At 62.6% G+C, this 14,831-nt stretch carries 15 protein-coding genes; 3 read left to right on the top strand and 12 right to left on the bottom strand.

Translation table 11 applies throughout. The features are described from left to right. Positions 1-102 precede the first annotated feature (102 nt). From NCS58_RS12825 to rpe, 8 genes are all read right to left on the bottom strand, one after another. The gene (locus NCS58_RS12825; protein WP_250477123.1) at positions 103-882 is read right to left on the bottom strand and encodes a uracil-DNA glycosylase; all 780 of its coding nucleotides are present in this window, start codon (positions 880-882) and stop codon (positions 103-105) included. Then, a complete protein-coding gene (locus NCS58_RS12820; protein WP_250477122.1) occupies positions 879-1,529 on the bottom strand; it encodes a CYTH domain-containing protein in 651 nt (216 codons plus the stop codon). The genes NCS58_RS12825 and NCS58_RS12820 overlap by 4 nt, the downstream gene beginning before the upstream one ends. A gap of 19 nt (positions 1,530-1,548) precedes the next feature. Further along, positions 1,549-2,334: an indole-3-glycerol phosphate synthase TrpC gene (gene trpC, locus NCS58_RS12815; RefSeq protein ID WP_061121908.1), complete on the bottom strand. Its 786-nt coding sequence runs from the start codon at positions 2,332-2,334 to the stop codon at positions 1,549-1,551. Between the two features lie 11 nt (positions 2,335-2,345). After that, the gene (gene trpD, locus NCS58_RS12810; protein ID WP_250477121.1) at positions 2,346-3,380 is read right to left on the bottom strand and encodes an anthranilate phosphoribosyltransferase; all 1,035 of its coding nucleotides are present in this window, start codon (positions 3,378-3,380) and stop codon (positions 2,346-2,348) included. Positions 3,381-3,384: 4 nt separating this feature from the next. Continuing rightward, on the bottom strand, positions 3,385-3,969 hold the full coding sequence (locus NCS58_RS12805; protein WP_061121906.1) for an aminodeoxychorismate/anthranilate synthase component II: 585 nt from the start codon (positions 3,967-3,969) through the stop codon (positions 3,385-3,387). 12 nt (positions 3,970-3,981) lie between these two features. Then, positions 3,982-5,478, bottom strand: coding sequence for an anthranilate synthase component I (trpE, locus tag NCS58_RS12800; protein WP_061121905.1), 1,497 nt, complete (start codon positions 5,476-5,478; stop codon positions 3,982-3,984). Between the two features lie 372 nt (positions 5,479-5,850). Beyond that, a complete protein-coding gene (locus NCS58_RS12795; RefSeq protein ID WP_061121904.1) occupies positions 5,851-6,591 on the bottom strand; it encodes a phosphoglycolate phosphatase in 741 nt (246 codons plus the stop codon). Next, positions 6,588-7,283, bottom strand: coding sequence for a ribulose-phosphate 3-epimerase (rpe, locus tag NCS58_RS12790; protein WP_061121903.1), 696 nt, complete (start codon positions 7,281-7,283; stop codon positions 6,588-6,590). Before rpe ends, NCS58_RS12795 begins: the two co-directional genes overlap by 4 nt. Before the next feature lie 257 nt (positions 7,284-7,540). Here rpe and apaG point away from each other — a divergent pair, with 257 nt between their 5' ends. Both apaG and NCS58_RS12780 read left to right on the top strand, forming a co-directional pair. Next, entirely contained in the window at positions 7,541-7,915 is a 375-nt protein-coding gene (apaG, locus tag NCS58_RS12785; protein ID WP_035510926.1) for a Co2+/Mg2+ efflux protein ApaG, read from the top strand. 97 nt (positions 7,916-8,012) lie between these two features. Next, the gene (locus tag NCS58_RS12780) at positions 8,013-9,254 is read left to right on the top strand and encodes a murein transglycosylase A (protein ID WP_250477120.1); all 1,242 of its coding nucleotides are present in this window, start codon (positions 8,013-8,015) and stop codon (positions 9,252-9,254) included. A gap of 64 nt (positions 9,255-9,318) precedes the next feature. Here the strand turns inward: NCS58_RS12780 and paaK are convergent, their stop codons facing one another. From paaK to paaN, 4 genes are all read right to left on the bottom strand, one after another. Continuing rightward, a complete protein-coding gene (gene paaK / locus NCS58_RS12775) occupies positions 9,319-10,623 on the bottom strand; it encodes a phenylacetate--CoA ligase PaaK (protein WP_250538547.1) in 1,305 nt (434 codons plus the stop codon). A 69-nt stretch (positions 10,624-10,692) separates the two neighbouring features. Then, positions 10,693-11,079, bottom strand: a complete 387-nt coding sequence (paaI, locus tag NCS58_RS12770) for a hydroxyphenylacetyl-CoA thioesterase PaaI (RefSeq protein ID WP_250477124.1) — start codon at positions 11,077-11,079, stop codon at positions 10,693-10,695. A 71-nt stretch (positions 11,080-11,150) separates the two neighbouring features. Next, the gene (paaG, locus tag NCS58_RS12765) at positions 11,151-11,942 is read right to left on the bottom strand and encodes a 2-(1,2-epoxy-1,2-dihydrophenyl)acetyl-CoA isomerase PaaG (RefSeq protein WP_250538546.1); all 792 of its coding nucleotides are present in this window, start codon (positions 11,940-11,942) and stop codon (positions 11,151-11,153) included. Between the two features lie 154 nt (positions 11,943-12,096). Next, on the bottom strand, positions 12,097-13,806 hold the full coding sequence (paaN, locus tag NCS58_RS12760) for a phenylacetic acid degradation protein PaaN (protein WP_250477117.1): 1,710 nt from the start codon (positions 13,804-13,806) through the stop codon (positions 12,097-12,099). A 137-nt stretch (positions 13,807-13,943) separates the two neighbouring features. Between paaN and NCS58_RS12755 the strand changes: the two genes are divergently transcribed. Then, complete coding sequence (locus tag NCS58_RS12755; protein ID WP_061121897.1) at positions 13,944-14,720, top strand: enoyl-CoA hydratase; 777 nt, start codon at positions 13,944-13,946, stop codon at positions 14,718-14,720. The last annotated feature ends 111 nt before the right edge of the window (positions 14,721-14,831 follow it).

Raw genomic sequence — 14,831 nt, 5'->3', positions numbered from 1 at the left:
GCGACCGGGTCGTCAAATCCCGCCCTAAACGGTACACCGTTCGTTATCTAAGAAAAGACCTTAACTGAACGGCATTACCGCTTATGCGGGGTTTTTTTGCGTTCAAGCGAGCAATTCCGGCTCGGCGGGCAAGCGCCAGTCGATTGCCTCACGCCCGTACTCGGTCAGGTATTCGTTCGCGCGCGCGAAATGTCCGCAGCCGAAAAATCCGCGATACGCCGACAACGGTGAAGGATGCGCCGCCTCCAGCACGCAATGCGATTTCCCCGTGCCTTCGATCAAACCGCGCTTTGCCTGCGCGTGCGCACCCCACAGCATGAACACGAGCCCGTCGTGACGCTGCGCCATTTCGTGGATCAGCGTATCGGTGCATTGCTCCCAGCCGCGTTTCGCGTGGCTGCCGGCTTTGTCGCGCTCGACCGTCAGCGACGTGTTGAGCAGCAGCACGCCTTGCTTCGCCCACGAATCGAGACAACCGTGCGCGGGCGCGGGAAACCCGAGACTTGCGTGAATCTCCTTGAAGATGTTGCGCAACGAAGGCGGCGGACGCACCGGCGCGGGCACCGAGAACGCCAGGCCGTGCGCTTGCGGCGCACCCTTGTCCTCGCCGTGATACGGGTCTTGCCCGAGAATCACGACTTTCACGTCGCCGGGATTCGTGAGACGCAGCGCGCGGAAAACATCGGCGGGATAAACTGTCTTGCCGGCGGCGCGCTCGTCATCGACGAATGCGCACAACGCGGCGTAGTGCTTGCTTTCGATGAAAGGCTTCAGATGCGTGCGCCAGTCGGCGGGCAGCGCTTCGAACTGGCTTTCGAGCGTCGCGAAAGTCGACGCAGGCGCGGATTCGTTATCCGCGAAAAGGGACGGCTGTTGGCTCATGCTCGGGCGTTGCGGTTTTTTTCGGGCTGTCCGCGCAGCAGATATCCGCGCTGGGCTTTGCTGAGATCCTCGGGAACGAGTTCGGGAAACGCGCCGCGCAATTCGGCGGCGAGCATCGAAAGCGCGGTTTCTTCGCCGGACTTCAGTTCCAGTTCCAGTTCGCTGATGTCCGCGCGACGCGTCTCGCCGTCGACGTCGGCGGTGATCTGGCCGACATCCAGCGCGACTTCGATCTGCGAACCTTCCCGCTCGATATCCCACACGATGCGCCTGAAGTCGGTCTTGAAGAGCGCGATCAGACCGGGCGCGGCGCGTGCCAGCGCTTCGCGTGCGGTGTCGTCGTCGCAAGCGGCGATCAGGGCGTCGATTTCGAGCGCTTCGCCTTCGACGGGCAATTCCCACTCGTGACGGTTGCTCAAACCCGCGACCGATTTGCCGAGCGTCTTGAACGTCTGCAGCCATTGCTCCGGCGTGCGGCGCAGGCGCAGCGCGGACTTCGCCTTCGCGAGCGCGCAGTCCGGCGTATCGAAATAGACGTTGGCAAGCTCGATCGGCTTGCCCGCGCCCGTGCGCTCGTCGAAGAAGCGCGCGACGTCGTCATGTTGCGACGGCGCGAGCGCGAGCTTGAGTTCCCGTTCGATGCCCATGCGGTTCCTGTCGGTGAAATCAGAAGAACATGCGTGCGAGTTCCGCGCCCGGATCGTCGGCGCGCATGAACGCTTCGCCGACGAGGAACGTATGCACGCGCATCGCTCGCAGCCGGTCGACATCGAGGCGCGACAGAATGCCGGATTCCGTCACGACGATGCGGTCATCCGGCACCGATTCCAGCATGCCGATGGTCGTGTCGATCGTCGTCTCGAACGTGCGCAGATTGCGATTATTAATGCCGATGAGCGGTGTCTTCAGCGTGAGCGCATCGCGCAGTTCGTCGGCGTCGTGCACTTCGACCAGCACCGCGAGCCCGAGCGAGTGCGCGTAGGCTTCGAGATCCTGCATTTGCGAGAGTTCGAGCGCGGCCGCGATCAGCAGGATGCAGTCCGCGCCCATCGCGCGCGCTTCGATGATCTGATACGGATCGATGATGAAGTCCTTGCGCAGCACCGGCAGGCTGCACGCGGCGCGCGCTTCTTCCAGATAGGCGACGCTGCCCTTGAAGAACTGCACGTCGGTGAGGACGGAAAGGCACGCGGCGCCGCCTTTTTCGTACGAGCGCGCGATATCGGCAGGCACGAAGTGCTCGCGCAGCACGCCCTTCGACGGACTCGCTTTCTTCACTTCGGCAATGACCGCGGCCTGATTCGCCGCATGTTTCGCCCGCAATGCGCCGACGAAATCGCGAAGGTCGCGCGCGCTGGCTTCGAGTTTCAGCTCTTCGAGCGGCGCGCTTTGTTCGGCGGCGCGAATTTCCTCGCGCTTGACCGCGATGATGCGATCCAGAATGTCACTCATGTTGGCTTCCGTTATTTCTTCGCAAACTGCTGCGTGAATTTCACGAGCGCTTCAATCTTTTCGCGTGCGGCGCCGCTCGCAATCGCTTCGCGCGCGGCGGCCATGCCCGCGTCGATCGAATCGACGACGTCCGCGGCATAAAGCGCCGTGCCGGCATTCAAGGTGACGATTTCGCGCGCCACGCCCGCCTTGTTGTTCAGCGCGCCGAGCAGCATGGCCTTCGATTCCTGCGCGTCCTGCACCTTCAACGAGCGGTTCGACACCATCTGCAGGCCGAAATCCTCAGGATGAATCTCGTACTCGGTCACTTCACCGTTCTTCAGTTCGCCGACTTTCGTCGCGGCGCCGAGCGACACTTCGTCCATGCCGTCCTTGCCGTACACCACCAGCACGTGTTTCGCGCCGAGACGCTGCATCACGCGAACCTGAATGCCGACGAGGTCTTCGTGAAATACGCCCTGAAGCTGGTTCGGCGCGGCGGCCGGGTTCGTCAGCGGCCCGAGAATATTGAAAATGGTCCGCACGCCCAGTTCGCGGCGCACGGGCGCGATGTTCTTCATCGCCGGATGATGGTTCGGCGCGAACATGAAGCCCATGCCGGTTTCGGCAATCGACGCGGCCACTTGTTCCGGTGTCAGATCGATGTTCACGCCGAGCGCTTCGAGTACGTCCGCGCTGCCCGACTTGCTAGACACGCCGCGGTTGCCGTGCTTTGCGACCTTCGCGCCCGCCGCGGCCGCAACGAACATCGACGCGGTGGAGATGTTGAACGTGTGCGAGCCGTCGCCGCCCGTGCCGACGATATCGACGAAATGCGAGTTGTCCTCGACTTCGACATGATTCGCGAACTCGCGCATCACGGTCGCGGCCGCCGCGATCTCGCCGATGGTTTCCTTCTTCACGCGCAAGCCGGTGATGATCGCGGCCGCCATGACGGGCGACATCTCGCCGCGCATGATCTGGCGCATCAGGTGCAGCATTTCGTCGTGAAAAATCTCGCGATGCTCGATCGTGCGTTGCAGCGCTTCCTGTGCGGTGATTGTCATGTTCTTAAGCCCGCTTGCCGGTGGATGAGTTCTTCACGAAGTTTTCCAGAAGCGCGTGGCCGTGCTCGGACAGAATCGATTCCGGATGGAACTGCACGCCTTCCACTTCGAGTTCCTTGTGACGCACGCCCATGATCTCGCCGTCCGGCGTCCATGCGGACACCTCGAGACAGTCGGGCAAAGACTCGCGCTCAATTGCCAGCGAGTGATAGCGCGTCACGTTGAAGTGTTTAGGCAGATCGGCGAACACGCCTTTACAGTCCGTCTCGATCTGACTGACCTTGCCGTGCATGATCGTCTGCGCGCGCACGACGCGCCCGCCGAATGCCTCGCCGATCGCCTGATGGCCGAGGCACACGCCGAGAATCGGCAGCTTGCCGGAGAATTCGCGCAATACGTCGAGCGTGATGCCCGCGTGTTGCGGATTGCTCGGTCCCGGCGAGAGGCAGATGCGCTCGGGGTTGAGCTTCGCGATAGCGTCGAGCGTGATTTCGTCGTTGCGATAGGTGCGCACGTCCTCGCCGAGTTCGCCGAAGTACTGGACCAGGTTGTAGGTGAAGGAATCGTAGTTGTCGATCATCAGCAGCATGGTCTTGTCTCCTCAGAAGTCGCTGTCGAGGCCGTCTTGCACTTGCTCGGCGGCGCGCAGCACGGCGCGCGCCTTGTTCTCCGTTTCCTGCCATTCGGATTCGGGCACCGAATCGGCGACGACGCCCGCTGCCGCCTGAACGTAGAGATTGCCTTTGTGGATCAGGCCGGTGCGAATCGCGATCGCGAGATCCATTTCGCCGCTGAACGACAGATAACCGACTGCGCCGCCGTAAAGACCGCGCTTGACCGGCTCCAGTTCGTCGATGAGTTCCATCGCGCGGACCTTCGGCGCGCCGGACAGCGTGCCGGCGGGGAAGGTCGCGCGCAGCACGTCGTAGTTATTCATGCCGTCTTTGAGCTTGCCTTCGACCGAGCTCACGATGTGCTGCACGTGCGAGTACTTCTCGATGATCATCTTGTCCGTCACGGAAACCGAGCCGGTCTGCGCAATGCGGCCGACGTCGTTGCGCGCGAGGTCGATCAGCATCACATGCTCGGCGATTTCCTTCGGATCGTTCAGCAGTTCGGTGGCGAGCTCGGCGTCGCGCTCGGGCGTGTTGCCGCGCGGACGGGTGCCGGCGAGCGGACGAATCGTCACGATGCGATCGTCCGCGCGCTTTTCCTGACGCACGAGAATTTCCGGCGACGCGCCGACCACGTGCATTTCGCCGCCGAAGTTGTAGTAGTACATGTACGGCGACGGATTCAGCGAACGCAGCGCGCGATACAGCGAAAGCGGATTGTCGCGGAACGGCTTGATGAGGCGCTGGCCGACCTGCACCTGCATCAGCTCGCCAGCCGCGATGTATTCCTTCGCCTTGCGCACGGCGTTCAGATAGTCATCCTTCTTGAACTCGCGGTACGTTTCAGTGCGCACGCTCGCGGACGTCACCGGCGGTTGAACCGTCGTACGCAGCCGCGCGCGCAGTTCGCGCAGACGATGCTTCGCTTTGGCATACGCTTCCGGCCTGGTCGGATCGGCGTAGACGATCAGATAGAGCTTGCCCGCGAGGTTGTCGATGACCGCGACTTCTTCGGTCAGCAGCAGTTGAATGTCGGGCAGGTCGAGATCGTCGGGCGGTGCGGTGTGCGCGAGCTTTTTCTCGATGTAGCGCACCGCGTCATAACCGAAATAGCCGGCGAGACCACCGCAGAAGCGCGGCAAGCCGGGGCGCGTCGCGACTTTGAAGCGCTTTTGAAATTGCTCGATAAACGCGAGCGGATCGCCGTCATCCGTTTCGACGACGTTGCCGTCCGTGACGACTTGCGTCTTGCCGTTGCGCACGCTCACGGTCGTGCGGGCAGGCAGGCCGATGAACGAGTAGCGCCCGAACCGCTCGCCGCCCACGACGGATTCCAGCAGGAACGAGTTCGCGCCGTTGCGCTCGGTCTGCGCGAGCTTGAGGTAAAGCGAGAGCGGCGTTTCGAGATCGGCGAGGGCTTCGGCGATGAGCGGAATGCGGTTGTAGCCTTCGTTCGCCAGCGATTGGAATTCGAGTTCGGTCATGTTGCGATCCTTGAGCGACGCGCGCTTTCAGGGGTGGCGCGGCATCGGGGAGTGCAGGGCGCTGCGGTCGGTCGAGTCCCGTGATGATCGCATACGGCGGCCCCGCCGCTTCGAATTGCCGAAGCGGGTAAGGCGACTCGCGCAGCACGACACGACGCGTGCCTGAGCGAGGCTCGATATACAGCGAATCAACGGAAACGGCGCGGAATGCGCAGCGAAACAAAAAACGGATGCCGAAGCAGATGAAGCAAAACGCGACATGGCTTCAGCGAACCTCGGGCGAGGTTAGCGCGACCAGCGACGCCAGGGCCAGGCTCCCCGGTCGATGCTGCTCAGACTCCGTTTTCTGTTGAGAAACATGAATGGATGGACTTATTCAGTGAGTGTTGCATCCGGCGGCGCCAGAGTGGCGGCTATCGCCAGCGCTGCGGTGCGCAGCGAGGAAACTATACCATCGGATTTCACCGATTGCACAGGTTTCCCATGGTTGTAGCCATACGGAACGGTCAGTGTCGCGAGGCCGGCGGCACGACCCGCGAGCGCATCATTTTCCGAATCGCCGACCGCCACGGTTTCGCGCGGCAAGACGTCCAGGCGTTCGCATGCGGTGAGCATCGGCAGCGGATCGGGCTTCTTCGCGGGCAGAGAATCGCCGCCGAGAATCACCTTGAAGAAATCCGCGATGCCGAAGTGCGCGAGCAACTCCACGGCGAACCGATGCGGCTTGTTGGTGACGCACGCGAGCAGGACGCCGCTTTCGCGCATCGCTTCGAGGCCTTCCTTCACTTCCGGGAAGAGCGCCGAGTGCTTGCCGTTGACCTTCGCGTATTCGCTCTGATAGATCGCGAGCGCGTCATCGAATTGCGCGGCCGCTTGCAACGGCGACAGGCGCACCGCGAGCACGCTGCGAATCAGATTCTCCGAACCCTTGCCGACGTAGTCCGTAACTTCATCGCGTGTGACCGGCTGTGCGATGCCGATGCGCGCGAGCATCGCGTTCAATGCGGCGACGAAATCATCCGCGGTGTCGACCATCGTGCCGTCGAGGTCGATGATGGCGGCCCGGATCGGGCGGTTCACAAAAGGCGACTGCGCCGCTGCGAGCTCACTCATTCCTTCGCTCCCGATTCGACCGTGGCCAGTTCCGCGCGCATCGCGTCGATGACCTCCTTGTAGTCCGGTTTGCCGAAGATGGCGGAGCCGGCGACGAACGAATCCGCGCCGGCTTCGGCGATTTCCGCGATGTTGTCGATCTTCACGCCGCCGTCGACTTCCAGATGAATCTCGCGCCCCGTGCGATCGCGATACGCATCGATGCGCGCGCGCGCCTCGCGCAACTTGTTGAGCGCCTCGGGAATGAACGATTGCCCGCCGAATCCCGGATTGACCGACATGATCAGCACGAGATCGACCTTGTCCATCACGTGGTCGAGGTAATTGAGCGGCGTCGCGGGATTGAACACGAGACCCGCCTTGCAGCCGTGATCGCGGATCAGCGACAGCGTGCGGTCGATGTGATCCGAACCTTCCGGGTGGAAACTGATCATATTGGCGCCGGCTTTCGCGAAATCCGGCACGATGCGGTCGACCGGGCGCACCATGAGATGCACGTCGATGGGCACGTCCACGTGCGGGCGGATGGCTTCGCACACTAGCGGGCCGATCGTGAGATTCGGCACGTAGTGGTTGTCCATGACGTCGAAGTGGATCCAGTCGGCGCCGGCGGCGACGACGTTGCGGACTTCCTCGCCCAGGCGGGAAAAGTCGGCGGAGAGGATACTGGGAGCGATGTGGAATTGCGCCATGGACGTATGCGGGTAGCGGCTTAAAGCAGTGATTTTAACCCGCGTTTTCCTTCGAGTCCTTCGTCCGAATGGCCAATGGATCGCGTGCGAACATGTCGTCGGGCGCCAATCGTGTTGCGGGCGCCGCTCGCATCAAGCAGAATGCCAGACCAATGATGGCGCGGTCGCGCGCTTTTCGTCCGCGGTTTTCGTCCGTGCTTTTGTCCGCGCTTTTGTCCGGTGAGGCAGCGACCAGTCGAACTGATATTGGAACAACGATGAGCCAGTACGAATTCAGCGTTTCCGTGGAGACGCGGTATTTGCCCGAACAGTCCGACCCGGATAGCCGTCAGTACGCATTCGCCTACACGCTGACGATTCGCAATACCGGTCAGGTCGCGGCGCAATTGATCTCGCGACACTGGATCATTACCGACAGCAACGATCACGTGCAGGAAGTGAAGGGGCTCGGCGTCGTCGGGCATCAGCCGCTTCTGCCTCCGGGCGAGCAGTTCGAATACACGAGTTGGGCCGTGATCGCAACGCCGGTCGGCACGATGCGCGGAGAGTATTTCTGCGTGGCTGAAGACGGCGAGCGTTTCGAGGCGCCTGTAGCGGAATTCGCATTGCATATGCCGCGCACGCTCCATTGAGCTGTAACCGGCGGCGCGTGACGCATATCAGCGGCGTTTCGCCGGATCGTTCGAGCGGTTCTGGTTCTTCTTCTTGCCCGATGCCGTCCACACGACGATGAAGATCAGCAAGGCGAGCGCCACGAGCGACTCGAGCGCAAAAATAAGCATTGGATATTCGTCGAACAGATCAGACATGGCGGTTCCCATCAAGAACGAGCATTGTATGCGTTTCGTGCGGCCGACCGCACGAGCAGCGGCCTGGGCCGCATCGATTGCAACCGCTGTCCTGCTCGCCTCGTGCGGAGGCGGCAACTACGTGAAGCCGGGCGCGAGCACGGCGACTGGCACGCCGATCGTTCCCGGACAGCGCTCCGCGTCGCGGCTAACCGCAGTGAGCTGGCAGCAGGTGCCGGGCTGGCAGGACGATTCGCTGATCGGCGCGACAGCCGCGCTGCGTCAGAACTGCAGCCGGCTCGCGCGACAGGCCAACTGGCAGAAGGCGTGCACGGCGGCGTTGCGGCTCGACGACCTGGATATGTCGGCGGCGCGCAGCTTCTTCGAAACCTATTTCACGCCCTTCCAGCTTGCCAACACCGACGGCACGCTCGACGGTCTCGTGACCGGCTACTACGAGCCGCTGCTGCGCGGCTCGCGCACGCGTCACGGGCCATATCAGTACGCGCTGTATCGCTGGCCATACCGCTATAAGCCCGGCTCCGCGTTGCCTGCGCGCGCGCAGCTCGAACGTTCGGGCGTATTGAACGGCAACGAGCTCGTGTGGGTCGACGATCCGATCGAGGTGTTCTTCCTGCAAGTGCAGGGGTCCGGACGCGTAAAGATGGAAGATGGCAGCGTCATGCGCGTCGGCTTCGGCGGCACGAACAATCAGCCGTACCGGTCGATCGGCAAGGAACTGCTCGATCGCGGCGAGCTCGCGCCCGCGCAAGCAACGATGCAAGGCATCAAGGCGTGGGCGAAGGCGAACCCGGCGCGTGTCGACGCGCTGCTGGACGTGAATCCGCGCTTCGTCTTCTTCCGCGAAATGCCCGCGAACGAAACGATGCCCGCAAGTCTCGGTGACGGGCCCGTCGGTGCGCTCGGCGTGCCGCTCACGCCTGAACGTTCGATCGCGGTCGATCCCTCGGCGATCCCGCTCGGCACGCCCGTCTTTCTTCAGACGACGCGTCCGCTCAGCAACCAGCCGATGAACCGCCTCGTGTTCGCGCAGGACACCGGCACGGCGATCAAGGGCGGCGTGCGCGCGGATTACTTCTGGGGTCTCGGCGACGATGCCGGCGATCTCGCCGGACGCATGAAGCAGGGCGGCAGGATGTGGCTGCTGTTGCCGAACTCCTGATTCTCGTGTGCTTTGCTGGCGACAAAAAAGCTCGCGGCTTTTACGGCTCGCGAGCTTTTTTACGTCATGACGTCAAGTTGCGCCGATCGATCACGCGTCGAGCCTTCCCAACCGAACGTTCGATGCCGTTCACCGCGAGCACGTTCACCTCGGCGCTCACGCCGATCAGCGCCTTGATGTCGTAGGCGAGCGCGGCCTTCGCGCTGTCGAGCGCCGCGATGTCTGGCGCCGATTCCGGACAAGGCTCCACGTTCAGCGTGAGAACGTCGAGAGGACCTTCCTTGGTAAGCACGATCTGATAGTGGGGCGCGAGCACCGGCCGCTTGAGCAGCAACTCTTCGATCTGCGTCGGGAAGACGTTCACGCCGCGCACGATCATCATGTCGTCGGAGCGACCCGTGATTTTCTCCATGCGACGCATCGTGCGAGCGGTGCCGGGCAGCAGGCGCGTCAGATCGCGCGTGCGATAGCGAATGATCGGCAGCGCTTCCTTCGTGAGCGATGTGAACACGAGCTCGCCAAATTCGCCGTCGGGTAGCACTTCGCCGGTTTCCGGATCGATGATCTCGGGATAAAAATGATCTTCCCAGATCGTCGGGCCGTCCTTGGTCTCCGCGCATTCGGACGCCACGCCAGGCCCCATCACTTCGGAGAGCCCGTAAATGTCGACGGCGTCGATGCCCATGCGCGTCTCGATCGCGCGACGCATGTCGTTCGTCCAGGGCTCGGCGCCGAAAATGCCGATGCGCAAGGAGCACGACGCCGGATCGATGCCCTGGCGCTCGAGTTCATCGGCGATCGAGAGCATGTAACTCGGCGTGACCATGATGATGTCGGGGCGGAAGTCCTGAATCAGTTGCACCTGTTTTTCGGTCTGACCGCCGCCGAAGGGAATGACCGTGAGGCCCGCGCGCTCCGCACCGTAATGTGCGCCGAGTCCGCCGGTGAAAAGTCCGTAACCGTAGCTCACATGGACCTTGTCACCACGCCGCGCGCCGGCGGCGCGGATCGAGCGCGCGACGAGGTTCGCCCAGTTGTCCAGATCTTGCGCGGTGTAGCCGACGACTGTCGGCTTGCCCGTCGTGCCGGACGACGCGTGAATGCGCGAGACGCGTTCCTGGGGCACGGCGAACATGCCGAACGGGTAGTTATCGCGCAGATCCTTTTTGGTCGTGAAGGGAAAGCGCGCGAGATCCGAAAGCGAGTTGACGTCATCCGGATGCACGCCGGCTTCGTCGAACTTGCGCCGATAGACGGGGGAATTCTCGTACGCGTGTTTGAGCGTCCATTTGAGGCGTTCGAGTTGCAGCGCGGCGAGTTCGTCGCGGCTTGCCTTTTCGATCGGCTCGAGCGGCAGCGGTGTGGTCATTGCTGTCTCCTTGATGCTGACTGTGCGGCGCGGCTTTTTCGTGCCACGTCCGTCATATGACGAGTCCCGTCATGCGGGGATCACGGTACCTCTGATTTGCGCTGACTTGCCGCGAAACATTGCGACCGCTTCGCCTTCCCGATTCGTGACGCGGATGTCGTAGATGCCCGTGCGGCCGCTCAAGGTCTGCTCGATCGCCTCGGCAGTCAGACGATCGCCGCCCCGCACAGGACGTAGAAACTCGATCGAGCAACCCGCGGCGACCGTGCTGATGTTGTATGAATTGCAGGCGAAGGCGAACGCGGAGTCCGCCAGGGTGAACATCAGCCCGCCGTGGCAAATCGCATGACCGTTGAGAAAATCGGCGCGCACTTCCATTTGCAGCCGCGCATAGCCCGGCCGCACTTCAATCAGCTCGATGCCGAGCGCGCGGGTGCACGCGTCCGCTTCGTACATGGCTTTGGCTGTGGCTTCCGCGAGTTGTTGTGGCGTCACAAGTGTCTCCAGATTCCAGATTGATTCGGTGCTCACAGGCCTTCGAAGCGCGGCGCGCGCTTCTCCTTGAACGCCGCGACACCCTCGATGTAATCGGGCGAGGCGCCCAGCTCGCGCTGCAGATCGCGTTCGAGGTCGAGCTGCTGATCGAAAGTCTTGTTCGCGCCCGCTCGGATCGCCTGTTTGATCGCGATGACCGCACGCGCCGGCTGCTGCGCAAGTTGCGCGGCCAGTTGCGCTGCCGCCTGCGGCAACTCGGCGTCGTCGACGACGCGCCACACGATGCCCCAAGCCTCCGCTTTTTCCGCGCTGAGCTTTTCGCCCGTCAGCGCGAGGCCGAGCGCGCGCGCTTCACCGACGCGGCGCGGCAAGAGCCAGCTTCCGCCCGAATCCGGCACGAGGCCGATCTTCACGAATGCCTGGATGAAACTCGCCGATCGCGCCGCGACGACGAGGTCGCACGCCATCGCGAGATTCGCGCCCGCGCCAGCGGCGGTGCCGTTCACAGCGGCGATGACAGGCAGCGGCATGGCCTGCAGTCGTCGGACGAGCGGATTAAAGTGCTCGTCGATCAGGTCCCCGAGATCCGAGATCGAACCGGGCGTGAAATCCAGATCTGCGAGATCCTGGCCCGCGCAAAAACCGCGGCCGGCGCCAGTAATGACCAACGCGCGCGCGTTGCCCGCCTCTATTTCAGTAAGCACCCGATTCAGTTCACGATGCATCTCGCGCGTGAAGCTGTTGAGCTTGTCGGGTCGATTGAGCGTCAACGTCGCGACGCGCGTTTCGCGATCGACGTGGACCAACACGGACTTCTCTGTCATTGCTTCTCCTCCGTCGCCGAGTCTGGCCGCAGCGGCTGTGCCGGCCTGTTTTCCTTGCAATCCGATACTAGCCGCGCAGCCGGCTGCTTTCCATTAGGCCGAATGGCATAAGCCGTTTGCACGGCGGTTCGGCCTTCGCGTTGTGCAGTTTGGCTTATGCCGTTTGGCCGACTTCCGCTTGCGCAGCCTTCGGAGCAACATGAACTCGGCTCTGCACCACGCGGAAGCGATTGGCGACGAACGCGGCGTCAGACAGCGCGGCATTGGCTGCCGGATTGGCGCCCGTTCCGTGGAAGTCCGAGAACGCAGCCGTTTGATTGACGAAAACGCCGCCGGTGAGGTTGATCGAGAGCGCGACGCCGCCTTCAATGGCTGCTTCATGCGCGGCTTCGATGACCTTGTCGTCGGTGCTGTAGACCGACAACGTCAACGCGCCGTGTGTGCGTGCGATCGAGCCGGCGAGTTCGAGCGATTGCGCGGTCGAGTCAGTCGCGATCACGAACGAGATCGGGCCGAACCATTCCTTGGTGAAGTTGGCCTCGTCGGTGCGTGCGTCGAGCTTGAGCATCAGCGGGGTGTGCACGCGTGCTTCAGGAAATGCCGGGTGCACGAGCGATTGACTGTCGAGGAGAACGTCGCCAAGTTTGCGCGCTTCGGCGACGCGTTCCACGACGCCTTCGTTCTGAATGGCGCCCGTGAGTTCGACAGCGCGTGCCGCATCGGACGTTAGTTTTTCGAGGGCGCTCGCGAGCGCTTTCGCGACGTCATCGAAGCTCAACTGGCCGTCGGCTGTGCGTATGCCATCGCGCGGCACGTAGATATTCTGCGGCGCCGTGCACATTTGACCCGAATAGAGGGCGAGCGAAAAGGCGATGTTGCGTGCGGCGGCCTTCATGTCGTCCACGGAGTCGATGACGATCTGATTCACGCCGGCCTTTTCGGTGTACACCTGGGCCTGATGCGCATTGCGCTCGAGCCACGTGCCGTTTTGCGTGCTGCCCGTGAAGTCGATCAGCTTGATTTCGGGACGCACGGCCAGTTCTTGAACCAGCCCGCCGTCGTTGGGTTCGGTGGCGAGCAGGGTGACGACGTTTGGATCGAATCCCGCCTCGCGAAGGACTTCACGGGCGATGCGCACCGTGATTGCGAGCGGCAGGATCGCGCCTGGGTGCGGCTTGACGATGACGGTGTTGCCCGTTGCGAGATCGGCGAACATGCCGGGATAGCCGTTCCAGGTCGGGAAGGTGCAGCAGCCGAGCACGAGGCCCGTGCCGCGCGGGACGACGGAGAAGCGCTTGTGCATCGCAAGCGGCGGGTTCTTGCCTTGCGGTTTTTCCCAATGCGCTTCGGCGGGAATGCGGCGCAGTTGGTCCCACGCGTAGACGACGGCTTCGAGCGCGCGGTCTTGCGCGTGCGGGCCACCGGCCTGGAAAGCCATCATGAATGCCTGGCCGGTCGTATGCATCACGCTGTACGCAATCTCGAAACTGGCGCGGTTCAGACGCGAAAGAATTTCGAGGCTCACGCCGACCCATGCTTGTGGCCCGGCAGAGCGCCAGTCGGCCTGAGCGTCGGCTGCGGCTCGGATGAGCGCGTCCGGACTGGACTTCGGATAGCGGATGTCGAGCGCGATGCCGAACGGCGAGCGCTCCTTCCCGACCGTCTCGTCCGTCGACGGCTGATCGAGTTCGAAGGTCTTGCCGAAGTGGGCTTTGAACGCGGCTTCTCCATCGGCGTTGGCCGTTTCCCCGTACACTTTGGGGCTCGGCATTTCGGCAAACGGGCTCCAGTAGCCGCGCGTTTCGATGGCTGTGAGCGCTTTGGCGAGCGTCGCTTCGTGCTTCGTGAATAGCGGATGTGTCATGGTCGAGAGAAGAGAACGAAGGGAAGGTGCCGGGCCGAATAATTAACCGACCGGTTGGTTGGTAATGGTAGCATTATCGGAATGCTGTGACGACGTCTTTTCATTAGGGCTTACCTGAGGATCCCAAGGAGGAGCGAATGGCTTACGAGAATCTGCTGGTGGAAACGCGCGGTCGGGTCGGGCTGATTACGCTGAACCGCCCGAAAGCGCTCAATGCGCTCAACGATGCGTTGATGGACGAACTGGGCACGGTGCTCAAGGCCTTCGACGCCGACGAGAACATCGGCGCGATCGTCTTGACCGGAAGCGAGAAGGCGTTCGCGGCCGGCGCTGACATTGGCATGATGGCCAGCTATTCCTATATGGATGTCTATAAGGGCGACTACATCACGCGCAATTGGGAAACAATCCGCACGATTCGCAAACCCATCATCGCAGCGGTGGCGGGCTTCGCGCTCGGCGGCGGCTGCGAACTTGCGATGATGTGCGACATCGTCATCGCAGCCGATACCGCCCGGTTCGGTCAACCGGAGATCAAGCTTGGCGTGATCCCAGGTGCTGGAGGCACCCAGCGCTTGCCGCGCGCCGTCTCCAAGGCCAAGGCGATGGATCTCTGCCTGACCGCGCGCATGATGGATGCTGACGAGGCCGAGCGCGCTGGGCTTGTGTCGCGGGTCGTCGGGGCGGATCGCCTGCTCGATGAGGCTGTCGAAGCGGCGACGATCATCGCCGGCTTCTCGCTTCCCGCCGTAATGATGGCCAAGGAGGCGGTCAACCGCGCTTACGAGACGACGCTTGCCGAGGGCGTGCATTTCGAGAGGCGCTTGTTCCATTCGCTGTTCGCAACGGAAGATCAGAAGGAGGGCATGGCGGCGTTCGTCGAGAAGCGGAAGCCGGTCTTCAAGCATCGGTGATTATTAGGTGAGAAAGCGCTTGCGCTTCTCGGCCTCACTCACTAGAATTCCGTTCCTTCGCGATTCGATGAACGCGAAGGAAGCGAGAGTAGAGGCGGTATCGGTGGTGTG

Origin of the sequence: Caballeronia sp. INML3B (genome assembly GCF_023631305.1) — a bacterium.
Taxonomy (GTDB): Bacteria; Pseudomonadota; Gammaproteobacteria; order Burkholderiales; family Burkholderiaceae; genus Caballeronia; species Caballeronia turbans.
This window is presented reverse-complemented; position numbering and strand designations above follow the sequence as displayed.